Raw genomic sequence first — 16321 nt, forward strand, 5'->3', positions numbered from 1 at the left:
CCTAGCGTCTCCTCCCGTGGGTCCCGCCCCGGCCCTCGCCGCGGCGTCCCGGTTCACCGTACCGGCCCCGGGCGCCGGCGCCGCGGTCGCGGCCCTTCGCCGCCCGGCGCCCGCGCCCGTCGCGGGCCCCGCCCCGCTCCGGCTGGCGGGGTTCCCGGGGCGCGGGCTCGCGCGGGTCGCGCTCCGGCCGGGCCCGGCGGGGCCCGCCGGCCGGCCGGGGATCCCGATCCCCGCGGGCCGCGCGCCCGGCGCGCTCCGGGCGGTCCCGCTCCGCGCGGGTCACCGGGGGCCCGAAGCGCTGCGGGCGGCGGTGCGTGCGCGAGGCGCCCGCCCCGGAGCGGGCCGGCTCATAGGGCAGGGGCTCCGGGATGGCCAGCAGCCGGTCGAAGAGCGGCCGGCCGCTGACCTGCATCGCGGAGACCGTCTCCGGCTCATGCCGGGCGCAGGTGGCGAGCAGCCCCATGGTGCCCAGGGTGACCACCGCGGAGGTGCCGCCGGCGGAGATCAGCGGCAGCTGCAGCCCGGTGACCGGCAGCAGGCCCACCACGTAGCCCATGTTGATGAAGGCCTGCACCACGGTGCCGGTGGTCAGGGTGGCGGCGAGCAGCCGCAGGAAGGGATCGGCCTGCTTCAGCGCGATGCGCAGCCCCACCCAGCCGAGCACCGCGTAGAGCGCCACCACCAGGGCGGCGCCGAAGAAGCCGGTCTCCTCGCCGATGATCGCGAAGATGAAGTCGTTCTTCGCCTCCGGCAGGTAGAACCACTTCGCCCGGGACTGGCCGATGCCGACCCCGGTGAGCGAACCATCGGCCAGGGAGAGGAAGCCCTGGTAGGACTGGTAGCCGCCGGCCCGGGTCTCCGGGAAGCGGCCGAAGAGGGTGTCCAGGTAGACCAGCACCCGCTGGGTGCGGAAGCCCTCCACCATGGTGAAGATGGCGAAGAAGGCGGCGGCGATGCCGCATACCGCGGCGAAGATGCGCATCGGCAGCCCGGAGAACAGGGCCAGCAGCATCACCACGATGCCGATGGAGGCGGCCATGCCGAGATCGCGCTGCGCCACCACCAGGCCCAGCACCACCCCGGAGATCAGGGCGAAGGGCCCGTAGAGCTGCCCGGGGGTGGTGGCGGTGCGCACCCGGTGCGCCAGATGCCGCGAACCCCACATGGCCAGCGCGATCTTGGCGAACTCGGAGGGCTGCGCCCGGATCGGGCCGATCACCAGCCAGGACTGGGAGCCGACCTCCTCCAGGCCGACGCCGATGGCGAGCACCGCCAGCAGCAGCGCGAAGGCGAGCACCAGCAGCGGGGTGGTCAGCGAGCGGATGGTCTCCACGCGCATGCGCAGCACCAGCCAGAACACCACCACCCCGGCGGCGACCATCGCCGCCTGGTGCAGGAACCCGCGCCAGACGCTGTGGTCCTCCACCCCGGACACGGCCATGGAGGAGGACAGCACCATCACCAGGCCGATCCCGGTGAGCAGCGCGGTGACCGCGAGCAGCAGCAGGTAGTCGAAGAGCGGCCGGGAGGCGTAGTCGGCGATCCGGGCCCGGATCCCGGCGCGGGCGGGGCGCGTCGCGGGGGCGCTCACGGCGACTCCCCCTCCCCCGGCGCGGCGGCGCCGTCCAGGGCCCGGGCGGCCTCCGCGAAGAGCTCGCCGCGCTGGGCCATCCCCTCGAACATGTCCAGGCTCGCCGCCGCCGGCGCGAGCAGCACCCGGCTGGTGGCGTGCGCCGCGGCGGCGCGCACCGCGGCGCTCATCGCGCTGCGCGGGTCGGTGTCCTCGATGACGGTCACCGGCAGCCCCGGGCGGGCCTCGGCGAGGGCGGCGGCGATCACCGGGGCGTCCGCCCCGAGCAGCACCGCGGCCTCCATCCGCCCGGCGTGCCGGGCGAGCAGCGGCCGGATGTCGGCGCCCTTGAGCTGGCCGCCGCCGACCCAGGTGAACTCCGGCACCCCGGTCATCGCCGCGTCGGCGGCATGCGGGTTGGTGGCCTTGGAGTCGTCGTACCAGGCGACCGCCCCGCCGCGGGAGCGGTGCACCAGCTGGCCGCGGTGCGCGGCGACGGTGAACCCGGCCAGGCCCCGGGCGATCTCCGCCGGGGCCGCCCCGGCGGCGCGGGCCAGGGCCGCGGCGGCCACCGCGTCGAGCACCCCGGGCAGCCCCGGCGGGGAGATCCCGGCCACCTCGGCCAGGGGCAGCCCGGCCGGGTCGTCGGCGAAGGCCCGGTCGAGGATCCGGCCGTCGGCCACGCCCACCTGGCCGGGGGCGGGCTCGCCGGCGGTGAAGCCCACCGCGGTGGGCGCCAGCCGGCCCTCGGCGCGCAGCCGGTCCACCACCGCGCGCACCTTCGGGTCATCGGCGCCGTAGACGGCCACCGCCCCGGTGAGCGCGGCGGCCTTGGCCATCGCGTAGGCCTCGAAGCCGCCGTGCCAGTCGATGTGGTCCTCGGCGAGGTTGAGCAGCGCCCCGGCCTCCGGGGCGAGCCCCGGGGCCCGGTGCAGCTGGAAGCTGGACAGCTCCGCGGCGAGCACCCCCACCCGGGGCTTCGCGGTGAGCGCGTCGTGCAGGGCGACGCCGATATTGCCCACCGCGGCGCCGCGGTCGCCGAGCATCGCGGCGAGCATCCCGGTGGTGGTGGTCTTGCCGTTGGTGCCGGTGACCGCCAGCCAGGTCCGGGGCGGGCCCCACACCCCGGCGGCGTCGGCGGCGCGGGCCAGGGCGACCTCCCCGGTGACCGGCACCCCGGCGGCCGCCGCGGCGGCGAAGAGCGGCGCATCCGGGCGCCAGCCCGGGGAGGCGGCGACCAGGGCGGCGGAGCCGAGCATCGCGATCGCCCCGGCGACGTCGACGGCGCGGGCGCCGTGCGCCCCGGCCAGGGCGGTGCCCCGGGCGAGGTCGTCGTCGGCGATGACCAGCCCGGTGGCCCCGGCGTCGGCGAGGATCCCGGCGATCCCGGCGCCGGAGACCCCCGCCCCGGCGATGATCACGGTGCCGGCGCGGGCGGCGGCGAGCAGCTCCGGGCCGGTCATTGCAGCAGCCCCGTCTCCAGCAGCCAGTCCCCGTAGAACAGGGCGAAGCCGACCAGGTTGAAGATCGCGGCGAGCAGCCAGAAGCGGATCACCACGGTGGTCTCCGCCCAGCCGCCGTTCTCGAAGTGGTGGTGCAGCGGCGCCATCCGGAAGGGCCGCTTGCCCACGGTCTGGAACACCGCGACCTGGATGATGACGGAGACCACCTCCATGACGAAGAGGAAGCCGATGATCGCCATGAGCAGCTCGGTGCGGGTGACGAAGCCGAGGCCGGCGACCAGGCCGCCGAGGGCCAGGGAGCCGGTGTCGCCCATGAAGATCTGCGCCGGGGCGGCGTTCCACCACAGGAAGCCCAGGCAGGCGCCGAGGCCGGCGGCGGCGAGGAAGGACACGTCCAGCGGGTCGCGCACCGTGTAGCAGCCGGGCACCGCGGACTCCCCGCAGGAGTAGCGGAACTGCCAGAAGGTGATCGCCGAGTAGGTGATGAGCAGCAGCGCCATCGCCCCGGCGGCGAGCCCGTCGAGCCCGTCGGTGAGGTTCACCGCGTTGGTCCAGCCCCCGATCACGATGAACACGAACACCAGGAAGACCACCATGCCCAGCCAGGCGGGGCCGGGGGCGAGGTTCCAGGTGGAGATGTCCCGGATGAAGGACAGCGAGGTCGACCCGGGGGTGAGGTCGTCGCCGCCGGGGAAGCGCAGCAGCAGCACCCCGAAGATGAGCGCGGCGGCGAGCTGCCCGATGAGCTTGGCCTTCTTGTTCAGGCCCAGGTTGCGGCCCTTGTAGATCTTGATGAAGTCGTCGGCGAAGCCGAGCGCGCCCATGGACAGGGCGAGGAAGAGCACCAGCAGCCCGGAGGCGGTGGGCCCGCCGCCGACGGTGAAGGCGCCGAGGACGTGCGCGGCGACGTAGCCGGCGACCAGGCCGGCGATGATCGCGATCCCACCCATGGTGGGGGTGCCGCGCTTGCGCTGGTGGCTGGCCGGGCCCTCCTCGCGGATCTCCTGGCCGATGCCGTCGGCGGTGAACCGCCGGATCAGCACCGGGGTGAGCAGCACGGTCACGATGAACGCGACCGCCCCGCTGAGCATGAGCTGGGTCATGGTTGCCTTACGCTCCTTCGTCCTGGAGTCCCTCATCGAGCAGCCCCTCGGCCACCCGCCACAGGCCATCGGCGTACGACGCCTTGACCAGCACCGCGTCCCCCGGACGCAGGATCCGGGCCGCGGCGCGCACCGCCGCCGGGCGGTCCCCGGCGGACACACTGGTTATACCCGCCCCGGCGGCGGCCTCGGCGAGCGCCCGCACCGCCGGGGAGTCGCCGACGGCGACCAGGGCGTCCACCCCCGCCTCGGCCAGGGCCTCCCCCAGGGCGCGGTGCTCGGCGACCGCGGCCTCGCCGAGCTCGCCCATCTCGCCGAGCACCGCCACCGCGGCGGCGCCGTCCCGGGCCGCGGCGGTGCGCGCCAGGGCCGCGATCCCGGCGCGCATGGAGTCCGGGTTGGCGTTGTAAGAGTCGTTGATGACGGTGACCCCGTCGGCGCGGGTGCGCACGTCCATCCGGTGCGCCGAGGCCGCGGCGTGGCCGGAGAGCGCCGCGGCGGCCGCGGCCGGGTCGATGCCGGCGGCGATCGCCACCGCGGCGGCGGCCAGGGCGTTGGCCACCTGGTGGGCGCCGTGCACCCGCAGCCGCACCGGATGCGCCCCGCCGCGGCCGTCGTGCAGGGTGAAGCTGGCCCGGGCCAGCTCGTCGAGGACCACCCCGGTGGCCCGCAGATCGGCGGCCGGGTCGCCGGCGGCGGAGAAGGTGAGCACCCGCGCGGCGGTGCGCCCGGCCATCCCCGCGACGAGCGGGTCATCGGCGTTGAGCACCGCCACCCCGCCGGCGGCGGCCGCCGGCAGCGCCTCGACGAGTTCGCCCTTGGCGGCCGCGATGGTCTCCCGGGAGCCGAATTCGCCGAGGTGGGCGGTGCCGACGTTGAGCACCGCGCCGATCCGCGGCGGCGCGATCCGGGCCAGGTGCGCGATATGCCCCACCCCCCGGGCGGACATCTCGGCGACCAGGAAGCGGGTGCCCGCATCGGCGCGCAGCACCGTGTAGGGGTGCCCGATCTCGTTGTTGAAGGAGCCGGCCGGGGCGACCGTGGGCCCGGCGCCGCCGAGGATGGTGGCCAGCATGTCCTTGGTGGAGGTCTTGCCCGCCGAGCCGGTCACCCCGACCACGGTGAGCCCGGCCGGGGTGAGCCGGTCCACCAGGTCCCGGGCCAGGGCGCCGAGCGCGGCCAGCACCGCCGCCCCGGAGCCGTCCGGGTCATGGGCGTAGGCGTCGGAGTTGCCCTCCGGGCGGCCGGTGGGCTCGACCACGCAGCAGGGCGCGTCGACCTCCCGGGCGGCGAGCACCAGGGCGGCGCCGGCGGCGGCGGCCGCGGGCGCGAACTCGTGGCCGTCCACCCGGGCGCCGGGCAGGGCCAGGAACAGCCCGCCCGGGGCGACCTTCCGGGAGTCGAATTCGGCGGGCCCGGTGACCGTCGTCGCCGGGTCGACGTGGTGCAGCCTGCCGCCGACGATGGCGGCGATCTCGGCGGCGCGCAGCGGGATCATCGGCCCGCCCCCGTCGCCGGGGCCGCGTCCAGGGCGCGGCGCAGCTCCACCCGGTCGTCGAAGGGGTGCACCACCCCGCCGACGTCCTGGCCGGTCTCGTGGCCCTTGCCGGCGACGAGGATCGCGTCACCGGGCGCGGCGGCGGCCACCGCCGCGGCGATCGCCGCGGCCCGGTCGGCGATTTCGCGCACCTCCGGGGCGGGGTCGCGGCGGGCCGCGGCCGCGCGGGCGCCGTCGAGGATCGCCTCCCGGATGGCCCCCGGGTCCTCCCCGCGCGGGTTGTCGTCGGTGACGATCACGGTGTCCGCGGCCTCCGCGGCGGCGGCGCCCATCAGGGGGCGCTTGCCGGCGTCGCGGTCCCCGCCGCAGCCGATCACGGCGATGAGCCGGCCGGCGGTCTGCGCGCGCAGGGTGGCCAGCACCGCGGCCAGCGCGGCGGGCTTGTGCGCGTAGTCCACCACGGCGAGGAAGTCCTGGCCGGCGTCGACCCGCTCCATCCGGCCGGGCACGCCCACCGCGCCAAGACCCCGGGCGGCGTCGGCGCCGTCCCGGCCGAGGGCGGCGAGGATCGCCCAGGCGACGGTGGCGTTGGCGATGTTGAAGGCCCCCGGCATCGCCACATCAAGTTCCACGGATTGACCATCGGGGCCGGTCAAGGTGGTGTGCTGGACGCCATTGGCGGCGATCCGGGGGGTCGCGGCCCGCCAGGCCCCGCCGCGGGCGGCGTCGGCGGCCTCCGCCGCGGCCGCCGGATCCCCGGCGCCGGCGGTGGCCACCGCGGTGACCCGGGCCCCGGGGTCCCCGGCGGCGAGGGCGGCCATCCGGCGGCCCCAGGCGTCGTCGACGCAGATCACCGCGCGCGGGGCGCGCAGCGCGGAGCCCGGGTCGAACAGGGCGGCCTTGGCGGCGAAGTACTCCTCCAGGCTGCCGTGGAAGTCCAGGTGGTCCTGGCTGAGGTTGAGGAAGGCGGTGACGTCGAAGTCCAGCCCGGCGACCCGGCCCAGGGCCAGCGCGTGCGAGGAGACCTCCATCACCACGTGGGTGACCCCGGCATCGGCCATCCGGCGCAGCAGCCGCTGCAGCTCCGGGGCCTCCGGGGTGGTCAGGTGGCTGGGCACCGCCGCCCCGTCGATCCGGGTGCCGGTGGTGCCGATGAGCCCCACCCGGGCCCCGGCGGCCATCAGCGCCCCCTCCAGCAGGTAGGTGGTGGTGGTCTTGCCGGAGGTGCCGGTGACCCCGATCATGGTCAGCCCCGCCGAGGGCCGGCCGTAGACCTCGGCGGCCACGGGGCCGAGCACCGCGCGCACCTCGTCGACCACCACCACCGGGGACCCGACGCCGGCGCCGCGCAGGATGTCCAGGCCGCGGGCGTCGGTGAGCACCGCGGCGCCGGCGGACTGCCCGGCGTAGGCGGCGCCGTGCGCCCGGGTGCCGGGCACCGCGGCGAAGATCCCGCCGGCGGGCACGTCGGCGGCGTTGATCGCGATCCCGGCGACCTCCACGTCGCCGGCCTCGGCCGGGTCCACCCGGCCGCCGGCGAGGGCGGCGAGCCGGTCCAGGGTGACTGTCATGGGTTCTCCTTCATCTCCTCCGCCGGCCGGGGCGGGCCGGCCGGCGCGGGCGGGGCGGGCGGGGTCGGTCATCGGCGTCGTCCCCCTCATCCCGCGTCCAGCAGCAGCCGGCCCTCGGCGGGCGGCGAGGGCGGCACGTTGTAGCGGTCCAGGGCCCAGGCGGCGATGTCGTGGAACAGCGGGGCCGCGGACTGGCCGCCCTCCCCGTGCACCCCGCGCACCGGCTCGTCGAGCATGATCCCGATCACGAAGCGGGGGTCGTCGGCCGGGGCGATCCCGGCGAAGGTGATGTAGTACCGGGAGTTCGAGTACGCCCCGGTGTCCTCGTCCACCTTCTGCGCGGTGCCGGTCTTGCCGGCGATCCGGTAGCCGGGCACCGCGGCCTGCGGGCCGGTGCCCTGCTGCACCCCGGTGGGATCGTCCTGCACCACCGCCTCGAACATCTCCCGGACGGTGCGCGCGGTCTCCGGGGAGACCACGGTCACCCCCTCCGGCTCCGGGGCCTCCACCCGGTCCCCGCCGGGGGCGGTGGAGGCGCGGATGATCCGCGGCGGCACCCGCACCCCGTCATTGGCGATGGTCTGGTAGATGCCGGTCATCTGCAGCAGGGACATCGCCATGCCCTGGCCGATCGGCAGGTTCGCGAAGGTGCCCCCGGACCACTGCTGCCGGCTGGGCACCAGGCCCGCGGTCTCCCCGGGCAGCTCCACCCCGGTGGGCTGGCCCAGGCCGAAGGCGGTGAGGATCCGGGCGAAGCGGTCCTGGCCCACCCGGTCGGCGAGCATCAGGGTGCCCACGTTGGAGGATTTGCCGAAGATGCCGGTGGTGGTGAAGCGCTCCTCGCCGTGCTGCCAGGCGTCGGAGACCTCCACCCCGGCCATCCGGATGGAGCCGGGCACCGTGTGCACCTCGTCGGGGGTGGTCACCCCGTCCTCGATGGCGGCCGCGGCGGTGATCACCTTCGCCACCGACCCCGGTTCGAAGGGGCTGGTCACCGCGGTGTTGCCGATGGAGCGGCCCTGCTCCACCTCCACCCCGATGTCCTTGTTCGGGTTCGCGGTGCCCGACTGCGCCATGGTGAGCACCTCGCCGCTGCGCGCGTCGAGCACCACCGCGGAGCCGCCGGCCGCCCCGGAGTTGGCGACGGCCTGCTCCAGCTGCTGCTGCACCTGGTACTGCATGTCCACGTCGAGGGTGAGCTCGTAGGAGGTGCCGTCGACCGGGGCGACCCGGTCCCGGGTGGAGCCGGGGATGGCGATCCCGTTGGCGGCGATGTCCACGGTGCGCCCGCCGTTGACGCCCTGCAGGGTGGCGTCCCGGGCGGCCTCGAAGCCGAACTGGCCGACCCCGTCCATGCCGATTTTGCCGATCACGTTCGCGCCCACGGCGCCGTTGGGGTACTGCCGGATGTCCTGGCGCTCGGCGACCAGCTCCGGGAAGCGCTCCACCACCGCGGCGGCCTTGTCCGGGTCGACGTTGCGCACCAGCACCTCGTAGGTGGACTCCTCGTTGCGCAGCTTGTCCAGGATCTCCCGGGAGCTGATCCCCTCCGGCACCGCGGCGGCGCCCTCGACGCGCTCGGCGGCGTCGCCGACCCGGCGCCGGCCCCCGGTGCGCCGGTCGATTTCGTCGAGATCGCGCACCCCGATGAGCCCGGGCAGCTCCTCGGCGATGCGCTCCATCCGCGGCTCCGGCTCCTCGGTGTCCTCGGGCCAGAGGCGGTGCCGGTCCTCGATGTAGGAGCGCAGCGTGTTGGGGTGCACGGTGATGGAGCGGGCCTCCATGGTGAAGGCCAGGGCGTTGCCGGAGCGGTCCTCGATGGCGCCGCGGCGGGCCGGGTCGACCAGGGTGACGGTGCGCTGCTGGGCGGCGAGGGCGGACAGCTCCGGGCCGACGATGAGCTGCACCCAGCCGAGCCGGGCGACGACCGCGAGGGCGATGAGCAGACCGACCAGCTGCACCCAGGTGCGCCGGCGGGCGAAGTCCGCGGCGGTGGTGGCCATCCGGGCCCCGCCGCCGGCGGCGCGGATCCGCCCGGAGCGGTCGGCGGCGTCGGCGGCCCGGGCGCGGTTGCGCGGCGGCCGCGGCCGCGGTCCGCGGTCCGCGCCGATCGGGCGCGGCCCGTCGCCGCCTCGCCGCGGGTACCCGCGATCGCCGCCCAGGGGGCTCATCCACGCACCTCCGCGTCGTCGTGCCTGCTCAAGGTCCAGTACCGCCGCGCCGTCGCGGGCATGTCCGGGTCAGTCTACCGCCGGGGCGGGCGCCGGGCCGGGCGGCGCCGGGGCGTTCTCCGGCGCGGGCGGGTTCGCCGGCGGCGGCGCCGGGGCGTTCTCCGGGGCCGGCGGCGGCGGGGCGGCGGGCCCCTGCTCCGGGGCGGGCGGGGCCGCCGGCGGCACCGGGGCGTAGGGGGTCAGCGCGCCGCGGCCGGGGCCGGGCCGCTCCTCGACCACCGGGCCGGCCATCCCGGGCACCTGGGCGGTCTGCGCCGGGTCGGAGGTCGGCGGGGCGGGCCGGGTGGGCGCGCCGTTGAGGTCGATGATGCCGCGGGCCTCCGCCTCGGCGGGGCGCACCTCGGCCAGGCCCTCCGGCCCGGCGACCAGGATCGCGGGCTGCTCGGGGGTGACCATGCCGAGTTCGGCGGCGCGGCGGGCGATTTCCGCGGTGGAGCGCAGGTACTCGGTGTCGCGCTCGAGCACCTCGACCTGATCGATGAGCGCCTTCTCCTGCTCCCGGGCCTCGGCGATCTCCAGGGAGCGCTGGGTGGAGAACGCGGAGAGCACCAGCGCGGCGGCCACCGCGGCCACGGCGAGGGCGATGATGAGCGTGGCGTTGCGCCGCCGGGTGCGGTCGGCCTCGGCGGTGGGCAGCCGCCGGCCGCGCACGGAGACCACCTGCCGGGAGCCGAGCCGGATGGCCCCCCGGCCGGGGCGGGGGCGGCGGCGCGCGGGGGTCGCGACGCCGCCGCGGGCGCCCCGGCTCGTCCGGGGCCCGTCGGTGATGATGGCTGCCATTGCGTGTCTCCCGTGGTCGGCCCCGCCGGCGGCGGGTGTCCTGGTCGTCTCGGTCGGTGCGGGCCCTTGGCGCAGGGCCCGCGGCGGAAATCGGTTGAATCTTCAGTTGACGTTGAACCTGGTGGCCGGGGGCCGCCCCCGGGATCGGCGGGGCGCGGGCCTACCCGGGGTCGGCGCGCAGCCGCTGCACGGCGCGCACCCGCACCGGGGCCGCCCGCGGATTGGCCTCGATCTCCGCGGTATCGGCCTTCTCCGCCCCGCGGGTGAGCTGGGCGAAGCGCGGCTCATGCCCGGGCAGCGCCATCGGCAGCCCCGGCGGGGTGGTGTCCGCGCAGGCCTCGGCGAAGCAGCGCTTGACCAGCCGGTCCTCCAGGGACTGGTAGCTCATGAACACCGCCCGGCCGCCCACGGCGAGCCGATCCAGCACCGCCGGCAGCGCCCGGCGGATGGACTCCAGCTCCCCGTTGACCTCGATCCGCAGCGCCTGGAAGGTGCGCTTGGCCGGATGGCCGCCGCTGCGCCGGGCCGCCGCCGGAATCGCCTGGTAGAGCAGCTCCACCAGCCGCCCCGAGGTGCGGAAGGGCTCGCGTTCGCGCTCCCGCAGCACCGCGGAGGCGATCCGGCCGGCGAAGCGCTCCTCGCCGTAGACGCTGAGCACCCGGGCCAGCTCGGCGTGGTCGTAGGTGTTGAGCACGTCCGCGGCGGTGCGGCCGCCGGAGTCGGGGTCCATCCGCATGTCCAGGGGCGCGTCCACCCGGTAGGCGAAACCGCGCTCGGCCTGGTCCAGCTGCATGGAGCTGACCCCCAGGTCGAACAGCGCCCCGGCCAGGCCGTGGGCGCGGGCCAGCTCGAAGGCGGGGCCCTCCCCGGCGTCGATGGCGGCGCCGAGCTCGTCGAAGCGGACGTGCGCGGTGCCCAGCCGATCCCCGGCGAAGGCCAGCCGGCGCCGCGCCCCGGCCAGCGCCGCGCAGTCGCGGTCCAGCCCGATGAGGTGCAGCCCCGGGTGGGTGCGCAGCAGATGCTCGGCATGCCCGCCGGCGCCGAGGGTGGCGTCGAGGACCACGGCGCGCCCGCCGGCGGCCCCGATGGCCGGGGCGAGCAGCTCGGCGATCCGATCGCGCAGCACCGGGACATGCCCGGGGGCGTCCGCCGCGGCCTCCGGCCGCGGCTCCTCGATGCCGCTCATCGCCCCTCCTCCCGGGTTCCGTCGGTCTGCACGTTCTCCTCGGCCCGGCATGGGGCCGGGCGCCCGCGGGCGCCGGGGCCGGGGGCGTGCACAGGGCCCTGCCCGTCCGGAACCTGGTGTCGGGGAAGTACACCAGGGGCCGGCCGGGCAGAGTCCTTGCGGACGCTCCCGCGCCCCTCCGGGCGGCTACAGCACATCGAAGAGGGAATCGTCCTCCGCATCGGAGAAGTCCTCCTCGTGCTCCGCCTGGTAGGCGCTCCAGGACTCGGCGTCCCAGATTTCGAGGAAATCGATCGAGCCGATGACCACGCACTCCTTGGTCAGCCCCGCGTAGGCGCGGTGATCCGCCGAGAGCGTGATCCGGCCGGAGGCGTCCGGCCGCTGCTCGTCGGTGCTCGCCGCGAGGTTGCGGATGAAGGCCCGTGCGCGGGTGTTCGTGCGCGAGGCCTTCGTGGCGCGCTGGGCCAGCCGGACGAACTCGTCCTTGGGGTAGACGGCCAACGAGTGGTCCTGCCCCTTGGTGACCATCAGCCCCCCGGCGAGCTCCTCGCGGAACTTCGCCGGCAGGGTCAGCCGGCCCTTGTCGTCGAGCTTCGGGGTGTAGGTGCCGAGGAACATCGCGGCTCCGGCTCCTCTCCCCGTGCCGTCGGTCAGCGCGCCCGGGTGCCGGGTGCGTGCGTCGTCATGCGGTTATTCGTCTCTTTCCACGGATGCCGAGATACCTGCCCGACATCACGCCCCACAGTACCCCACTTCGCCCCACCGGCAACACCGGGAATCCTGCGATTCCCCGATCGCATCCGCCTCGCGCGCCCCACGGGTTACTGGGGTTAGGCCATGGTAACGCCGTGACCAGGATCTATGACGATCCATCGGGATCATGTCAGGGGTGGCGGAATTTCCCGCGGACCCCGCGCGTCGCGCACCCCCGCCCCTCCCCGCGGGCCCCGCGGGCGGCCGCCGGCGCCCGCCCCCGGCCCACCGCGGGAGCACCCGCCGAATCCCCGGACCCCGGGGCCGCCGGACTCCGGGAAAGAACGGAGAAAACCCCTGTGAACTGCCCCTATCCCCCATCCGGCACCGTGGCCGGGACCCGGGAACCGGCACCGGGGCCGCCCCGGGGCGCCGCCGGCCGCCGATCCCCGGGATCGGCGGCGGCCGGGCCGGTGGGGCGAAGTGGGGGATCCGGGTGGGGGATTGTGGGGCGCGGCCTCCGCCCGCGGGGGCCGGCCCCGATCCCCGGTGCGCGGGGGGCCGGCTGGGTCCGGGATCGCGGAAGGGGGCCGACGTCGTCGACGTCGGCCCCCTGCCCGCTGCCCCGCGGTGGGGTCAGCCCTGCTCGAAGCGGTTGCGGAACCGGGACTCCAGGCTGCCGGGGCCGGAGCCGCCGCCGCGCGGGCTGCGCGGCGGACGGGGCCCGCGGCCGCCGCCGCCGCGACCGCCGCGACCGCCGCGGCCGCGCCGCGGGGCCGGGCCGGCGCCGTCGCCCGGGGCCGTGCCCAGGGACCACACGCCGGCGGCGAACATGGCGATGAAGCCGACCACGCTCAGCGCGATGAACCACAGGCTCATCTGGGCCAGGGCGACGCCGCCGAGGAGCAGCACGAGCCCGAGCACCGCGATCGCCACGGCCTGGATGGTCACCCCGCGGGGCGCGCCCGCGGAACGGCCGCCGAAGGCGTGCCCGGTCATCGTCGAGGTGAACTTGGGATCCTCGGCATACAGCGCGGACTCGATCTCGTCGAGCATCCGCTGCTCCTGCTCGGATAGCGCCATTGCTTCCCTCCGCTTCTCAACCTCATCCGGCCCGGCGCGGTCCCCGCGCCGACGGCCCCGGCGCCACCGGGGATCCGGTGCGCCGTGTCCTCAGGTACAACGCCCGGGACCGGATCATTGTTCCCGCACCCGGCCGCGACCCGCGCCCGGATGCGCCACCGAGTCTACGTGCCCCGCCGCGGCGCCGGGGCCGCGGTGCACGCGGTGCGGCGGACCCGGTTCAGGCCACCGCGGGCAGCACCCCGAACTCCGCCTCGGCCTCGGCGAGGAAGTCCCCCGCGGCGGCCGCCACCGCGCGGACCAGCTCCGGATCCGGGTGCCGGTCCAGGCCGAGCCGGACCCGCTCCCGGACCGGCTGGTAGGCCTCGAAGCGGTCCGCCCAGCCGGCGTACTCCGGGGCGGCCCGGCGCAGCCGCTCCCAGGCCCCGTGCCCGGCGGCCCGGCGCCGCCGCGGCCGGCGGGCCTGCAGCGCCCCGGAGACCCGCAGCGCCGCCTGGTAGGCCAGCTCGAGGCGCTCCGCCGGGGCGGCGACCTCCGCCTGGCGGAGCAGCTCCACGGCCCGGCCGAGGTAGCCGATGCCCGCCGCGGGCGCGCCCGCCGGCGCCAGATGGGCACCGCCCCGGATCCCGGTGATGTCGTATGCGCCGTGCATGTTCCGCTCCTTCCCGCTCCCGCGTCGTCTCCGCGCCGCTTCGGCGGGGACCTCCCGCCGGGTTCGCCCCGCAGGCTAGGGCCCGGCCGGACGGCGCATCCGCCGCCATGTTCGAATTATAGCACTGTTGTTCGATTGTCGGGATGCTCCGCTCCCCCGCAGGGCGGCCGGGCCGCGGGGCGCGCACCCCGCCCGGCGGGGGCGGGGCCGTGGTTGGATGGGGGCGTGCACTACAGCGTCACCCCGGTCAGCCGCGAGGTCCTGCGGCGCCGCATGCGCGAGGCCGTCGGCGTCTACGTCGACGCGATGGGCTACGCCCCCGCGATGATCGACGACCGCATCCGGGCCTGGACCGCCCACCAGCGCGAACCCGGCTGGGCGGCGGTCGCGGCGATCCTGCACCCCCCGGCGACGCCCGCCGCCGAGGCGGTCGCCCGCGCCGACTGCCCGATCGTGGGCGTCGCCTACTGTCATCACGGCACGACCCGGCAGTGGTGGCACCGGCAGGTCCGCGGCGGCCTCGCCGGCACCCGGCCGGTGTCGGAGATCCAGGCGCTGCTCGCCGACTACGTCGAACTCGCCGAAATCCACGTCGACCCCCGCCACCAGGGCCAGGGCCTGGGCCCCCGGATGCTGCGGCTGCTGCTCGCGGACCGCCCCGAGCCAAGGGTGCTGCTGTCCACCCCGGAGGCCGGGGCCGAGGGCAACCGGGCCTGGCGGCTCTACCGCTCCCTGGGCTTCGCCGACGTGCTGCGCGATTTCCGCTTCGCCGGGGATCCGCGGCCCTTCGCGGTGCTCGCCGCCGACCTGCCGCTGCCGGAGGCCCCCGGCCCCGCCGGCGCCCCGGGGGCGCGCCGATGAGCCCGCGGCGCCGGCTGGCGGCCGCCGCGCTGGCCCTGGCCGGGCTCGCCCCGGCCGGCTGCGTGGACGCGGAGGCCGATCTGGTGCTCGACGATCGGGGCGCGGTCACCGGCGGCATCGAGGTGATCGCCCCCGCCGGGCAGCGCGATCTCGGGGCCTGGCGGCCCCCGGCGCAGCTGGCCGACCGGGTGGATGCGACGGCGACCACCGTCGGGGACCGCGACGTGCTCTCGGTGACCGTGCGCGGGGTCGACTTCGCCGATTTCGCCACCGCGGTGGAGGAGGCCAGCGGCGGCGCGGTGCACGCCGAACTGGACCGTCCCGGCGCGGAGCCGGGCTCGCTCACCGGCCTCATCGACCTCGGCGGGCAGCCGGCGGCGCGGGTGCGCCTGGCGGTGGGCCTGCCCGACGGCGTCGACGGCAGCAACGGGGCGCTCGGCGGCGATGGCGCGGTGCGCTGGACCGCCGAGGGCGGCACCGCCACCCGGCTGTGGGCGGAGCTGCCGAGGCGGCCCGGCGGCGGCCGGGTGATCCTGCAGTGGGCGGCGATCCTGGCGCTGGCCGGGGCGGGCGCCGCCGCGGCGGCCTTCGCCTGGGCCGGCCGGGACCGCCGGGCCGCGCCGGGGGGCTAGAAGCCGTCGCGCTGCATGGACTGGCCGCCGCCCCAGGCCGGCGCCATGCCCAGGTTGTGCAGCACCTCCTGGGTGGCGCGGGTGAAGTTCAGGGTCATGAAGTGCAGCCCCGGCACCCCCTCGGCGATGAGCCGCTCCGCCATCTCGGTGGACACCTCGATGCCCACCTTGCGGATCTCGTCCCGGTTGGCCTCCTCATCGCCGGCGGCGGCGGCCAGCAGCCGCTCCTCCAGCCCGGCGGGCAGCTGGGAGCCGGACAGGCTCACCTGGCGGCGCAGCGAGCGCAGCGAGGTGATCGGCATCAGCCCCGGGATCACCGGCTTGGCCCCGTGCACCGGGTCCGCCGCGGCGAGCCGGTCGCGCAGCCGCAGGTAGTCCTCCACGTCGAAGAACATCTGGGTGATCGAGTACTCCGCCCCGCCGCGCAGCTTCGCCAGGGTGTGCCGGGTGTCCGCCTCCAGATCCGGGGCCCGGTAGTGGCCCTCCGGGAAGGAGGCGATGCCCATCTCGAAGCCGGCGAACTCCTCCTCGGCCCGGATCAGGTCGATGAGCTCGCTTGCGTAGGTCAGCCCGCCCGGGGTGGTCCGCCACTGCCCCAGCGGGTCCCCGGGCGGGTCCCCGCGCAGCACCAGCAGATTGGTCAACCCCCGCCGGAGGTAGCCGCGCAGGATGCCGCGCAGCTCCGCCACGGTGTGGTCCACCAGGGTGAGGTGCACCAGGGTGGTCAGGGGCCGGCCGGCGAGGTCCTCGGCGACCCGCAGGGTGCGCGCCCGGGTGCCGCCGCCGGCGCCGTAGGTCACCGAGGCGAAGGCCGCGCCGAGATCGTGGAAGGCCTCCGCGGCCTCGAACAGGCGCCGCTCCGCGGCGTCGTCGCGCGGGGGCATGAACTCGACGGAGAACGGCACCGGGCCGGGCCCGGGCAGGCTCAGCGCCCGCCGGATCGGGACCTGCCGGCCGGGGACCGGGGACGGGGTCGAAGCGGACATGTCCGCCTACCT

The 16321-nt window shown here is 76.6% G+C and carries 14 protein-coding genes; 2 read left to right on the forward strand and 12 right to left on the reverse strand.

The window, feature by feature from the left end; translation table 11 throughout:
- Position 1 precedes the first annotated feature (1 nt).
- From CSPHI_RS07640 to CSPHI_RS07690, 11 genes are all read right to left on the reverse strand, one after another.
- Positions 2-1591 carry an FtsW/RodA/SpoVE family cell cycle protein gene (locus CSPHI_RS07640; RefSeq protein ID WP_075692224.1) on the reverse strand — a complete coding sequence of 530 codons (1590 nt, stop codon included), beginning with the start codon at positions 1589-1591 and terminating at the stop codon, positions 2-4.
- The gene (gene murD, locus CSPHI_RS07645) at positions 1588-3033 is read right to left on the reverse strand and encodes a UDP-N-acetylmuramoyl-L-alanine--D-glutamate ligase (protein WP_075692225.1); all 1446 of its coding nucleotides are present in this window, start codon (positions 3031-3033) and stop codon (positions 1588-1590) included. Before murD ends, CSPHI_RS07640 begins: the two co-directional genes overlap by 4 nt.
- A complete protein-coding gene (gene mraY, locus CSPHI_RS07650) occupies positions 3030-4136 on the reverse strand; it encodes a phospho-N-acetylmuramoyl-pentapeptide-transferase (RefSeq protein ID WP_075692226.1) in 1107 nt (368 codons plus the stop codon). Before mraY ends, murD begins: the two co-directional genes overlap by 4 nt.
- 7 nt (positions 4137-4143) lie before the next feature.
- Positions 4144-5634, reverse strand: coding sequence for a UDP-N-acetylmuramoyl-tripeptide--D-alanyl-D-alanine ligase (locus CSPHI_RS07655; RefSeq protein ID WP_075692227.1), 1491 nt, complete (start codon positions 5632-5634; stop codon positions 4144-4146).
- Complete coding sequence (locus CSPHI_RS07660) at positions 5631-7205, reverse strand: UDP-N-acetylmuramoyl-L-alanyl-D-glutamate--2,6-diaminopimelate ligase (protein WP_075692228.1); 1575 nt, start codon at positions 7203-7205, stop codon at positions 5631-5633. Before CSPHI_RS07660 ends, CSPHI_RS07655 begins: the two co-directional genes overlap by 4 nt.
- 86 nt (positions 7206-7291) lie before the next feature.
- A complete protein-coding gene (locus tag CSPHI_RS07665) occupies positions 7292-9376 on the reverse strand; it encodes a peptidoglycan D,D-transpeptidase FtsI family protein (protein WP_425429719.1) in 2085 nt (694 codons plus the stop codon).
- 69 nt (positions 9377-9445) lie between these two features.
- Complete coding sequence (gene ftsL / locus CSPHI_RS07670) at positions 9446-10216, reverse strand: cell division protein FtsL (protein ID WP_075692229.1); 771 nt, start codon at positions 10214-10216, stop codon at positions 9446-9448.
- Positions 10217-10376: 160 nt separating this feature from the next.
- Entirely contained in the window at positions 10377-11402 is a 1026-nt protein-coding gene (gene rsmH / locus CSPHI_RS07675; RefSeq protein ID WP_075692230.1) for a 16S rRNA (cytosine(1402)-N(4))-methyltransferase RsmH, read from the reverse strand.
- Between the two features lie 186 nt (positions 11403-11588).
- Complete coding sequence (gene mraZ / locus CSPHI_RS07680) at positions 11589-12020, reverse strand: division/cell wall cluster transcriptional repressor MraZ (RefSeq protein WP_075692231.1); 432 nt, start codon at positions 12018-12020, stop codon at positions 11589-11591.
- Positions 12021-12731: 711 nt separating this feature from the next.
- Positions 12732-13178 (reverse strand): DUF3040 domain-containing protein, encoded by a 447-nt coding sequence (locus CSPHI_RS07685; RefSeq protein WP_075692232.1) that lies wholly within the window; start codon positions 13176-13178, stop codon positions 12732-12734.
- Between the two features lie 220 nt (positions 13179-13398).
- On the reverse strand, positions 13399-13830 hold the full coding sequence (locus CSPHI_RS07690) for an SAV_6107 family HEPN domain-containing protein (RefSeq protein WP_084210307.1): 432 nt from the start codon (positions 13828-13830) through the stop codon (positions 13399-13401).
- 225 nt (positions 13831-14055) lie between these two features.
- Between CSPHI_RS07690 and CSPHI_RS07695 the strand changes: the two genes are divergently transcribed.
- Together CSPHI_RS07695 and CSPHI_RS07700 are read left to right on the forward strand one after the other, a co-directional pair.
- Positions 14056-14691, forward strand: coding sequence for a GNAT family N-acetyltransferase (locus tag CSPHI_RS07695; protein WP_245803289.1), 636 nt, complete (start codon positions 14056-14058; stop codon positions 14689-14691).
- Positions 14688-15323, forward strand: coding sequence for an LppM family (lipo)protein (locus CSPHI_RS07700; RefSeq protein WP_075692234.1), 636 nt, complete (start codon positions 14688-14690; stop codon positions 15321-15323). Before CSPHI_RS07695 ends, CSPHI_RS07700 begins: the two co-directional genes overlap by 4 nt.
- On the opposite strand, the gene CSPHI_RS07705 is transcribed toward CSPHI_RS07700, so the two are convergent.
- Positions 15320-16309 (reverse strand): methylenetetrahydrofolate reductase, encoded by a 990-nt coding sequence (locus CSPHI_RS07705; protein WP_075692235.1) that lies wholly within the window; start codon positions 16307-16309, stop codon positions 15320-15322. The genes CSPHI_RS07700 and CSPHI_RS07705 overlap by 4 nt on opposite strands.
- Between the last annotated feature and the right edge of the window lie 12 nt (positions 16310-16321).

The sequence above is a fragment of the Corynebacterium sphenisci DSM 44792 genome (assembly GCF_001941505.1).
Lineage (GTDB): Bacteria > Actinomycetota > Actinomycetes > Mycobacteriales > Mycobacteriaceae > Corynebacterium > Corynebacterium sphenisci.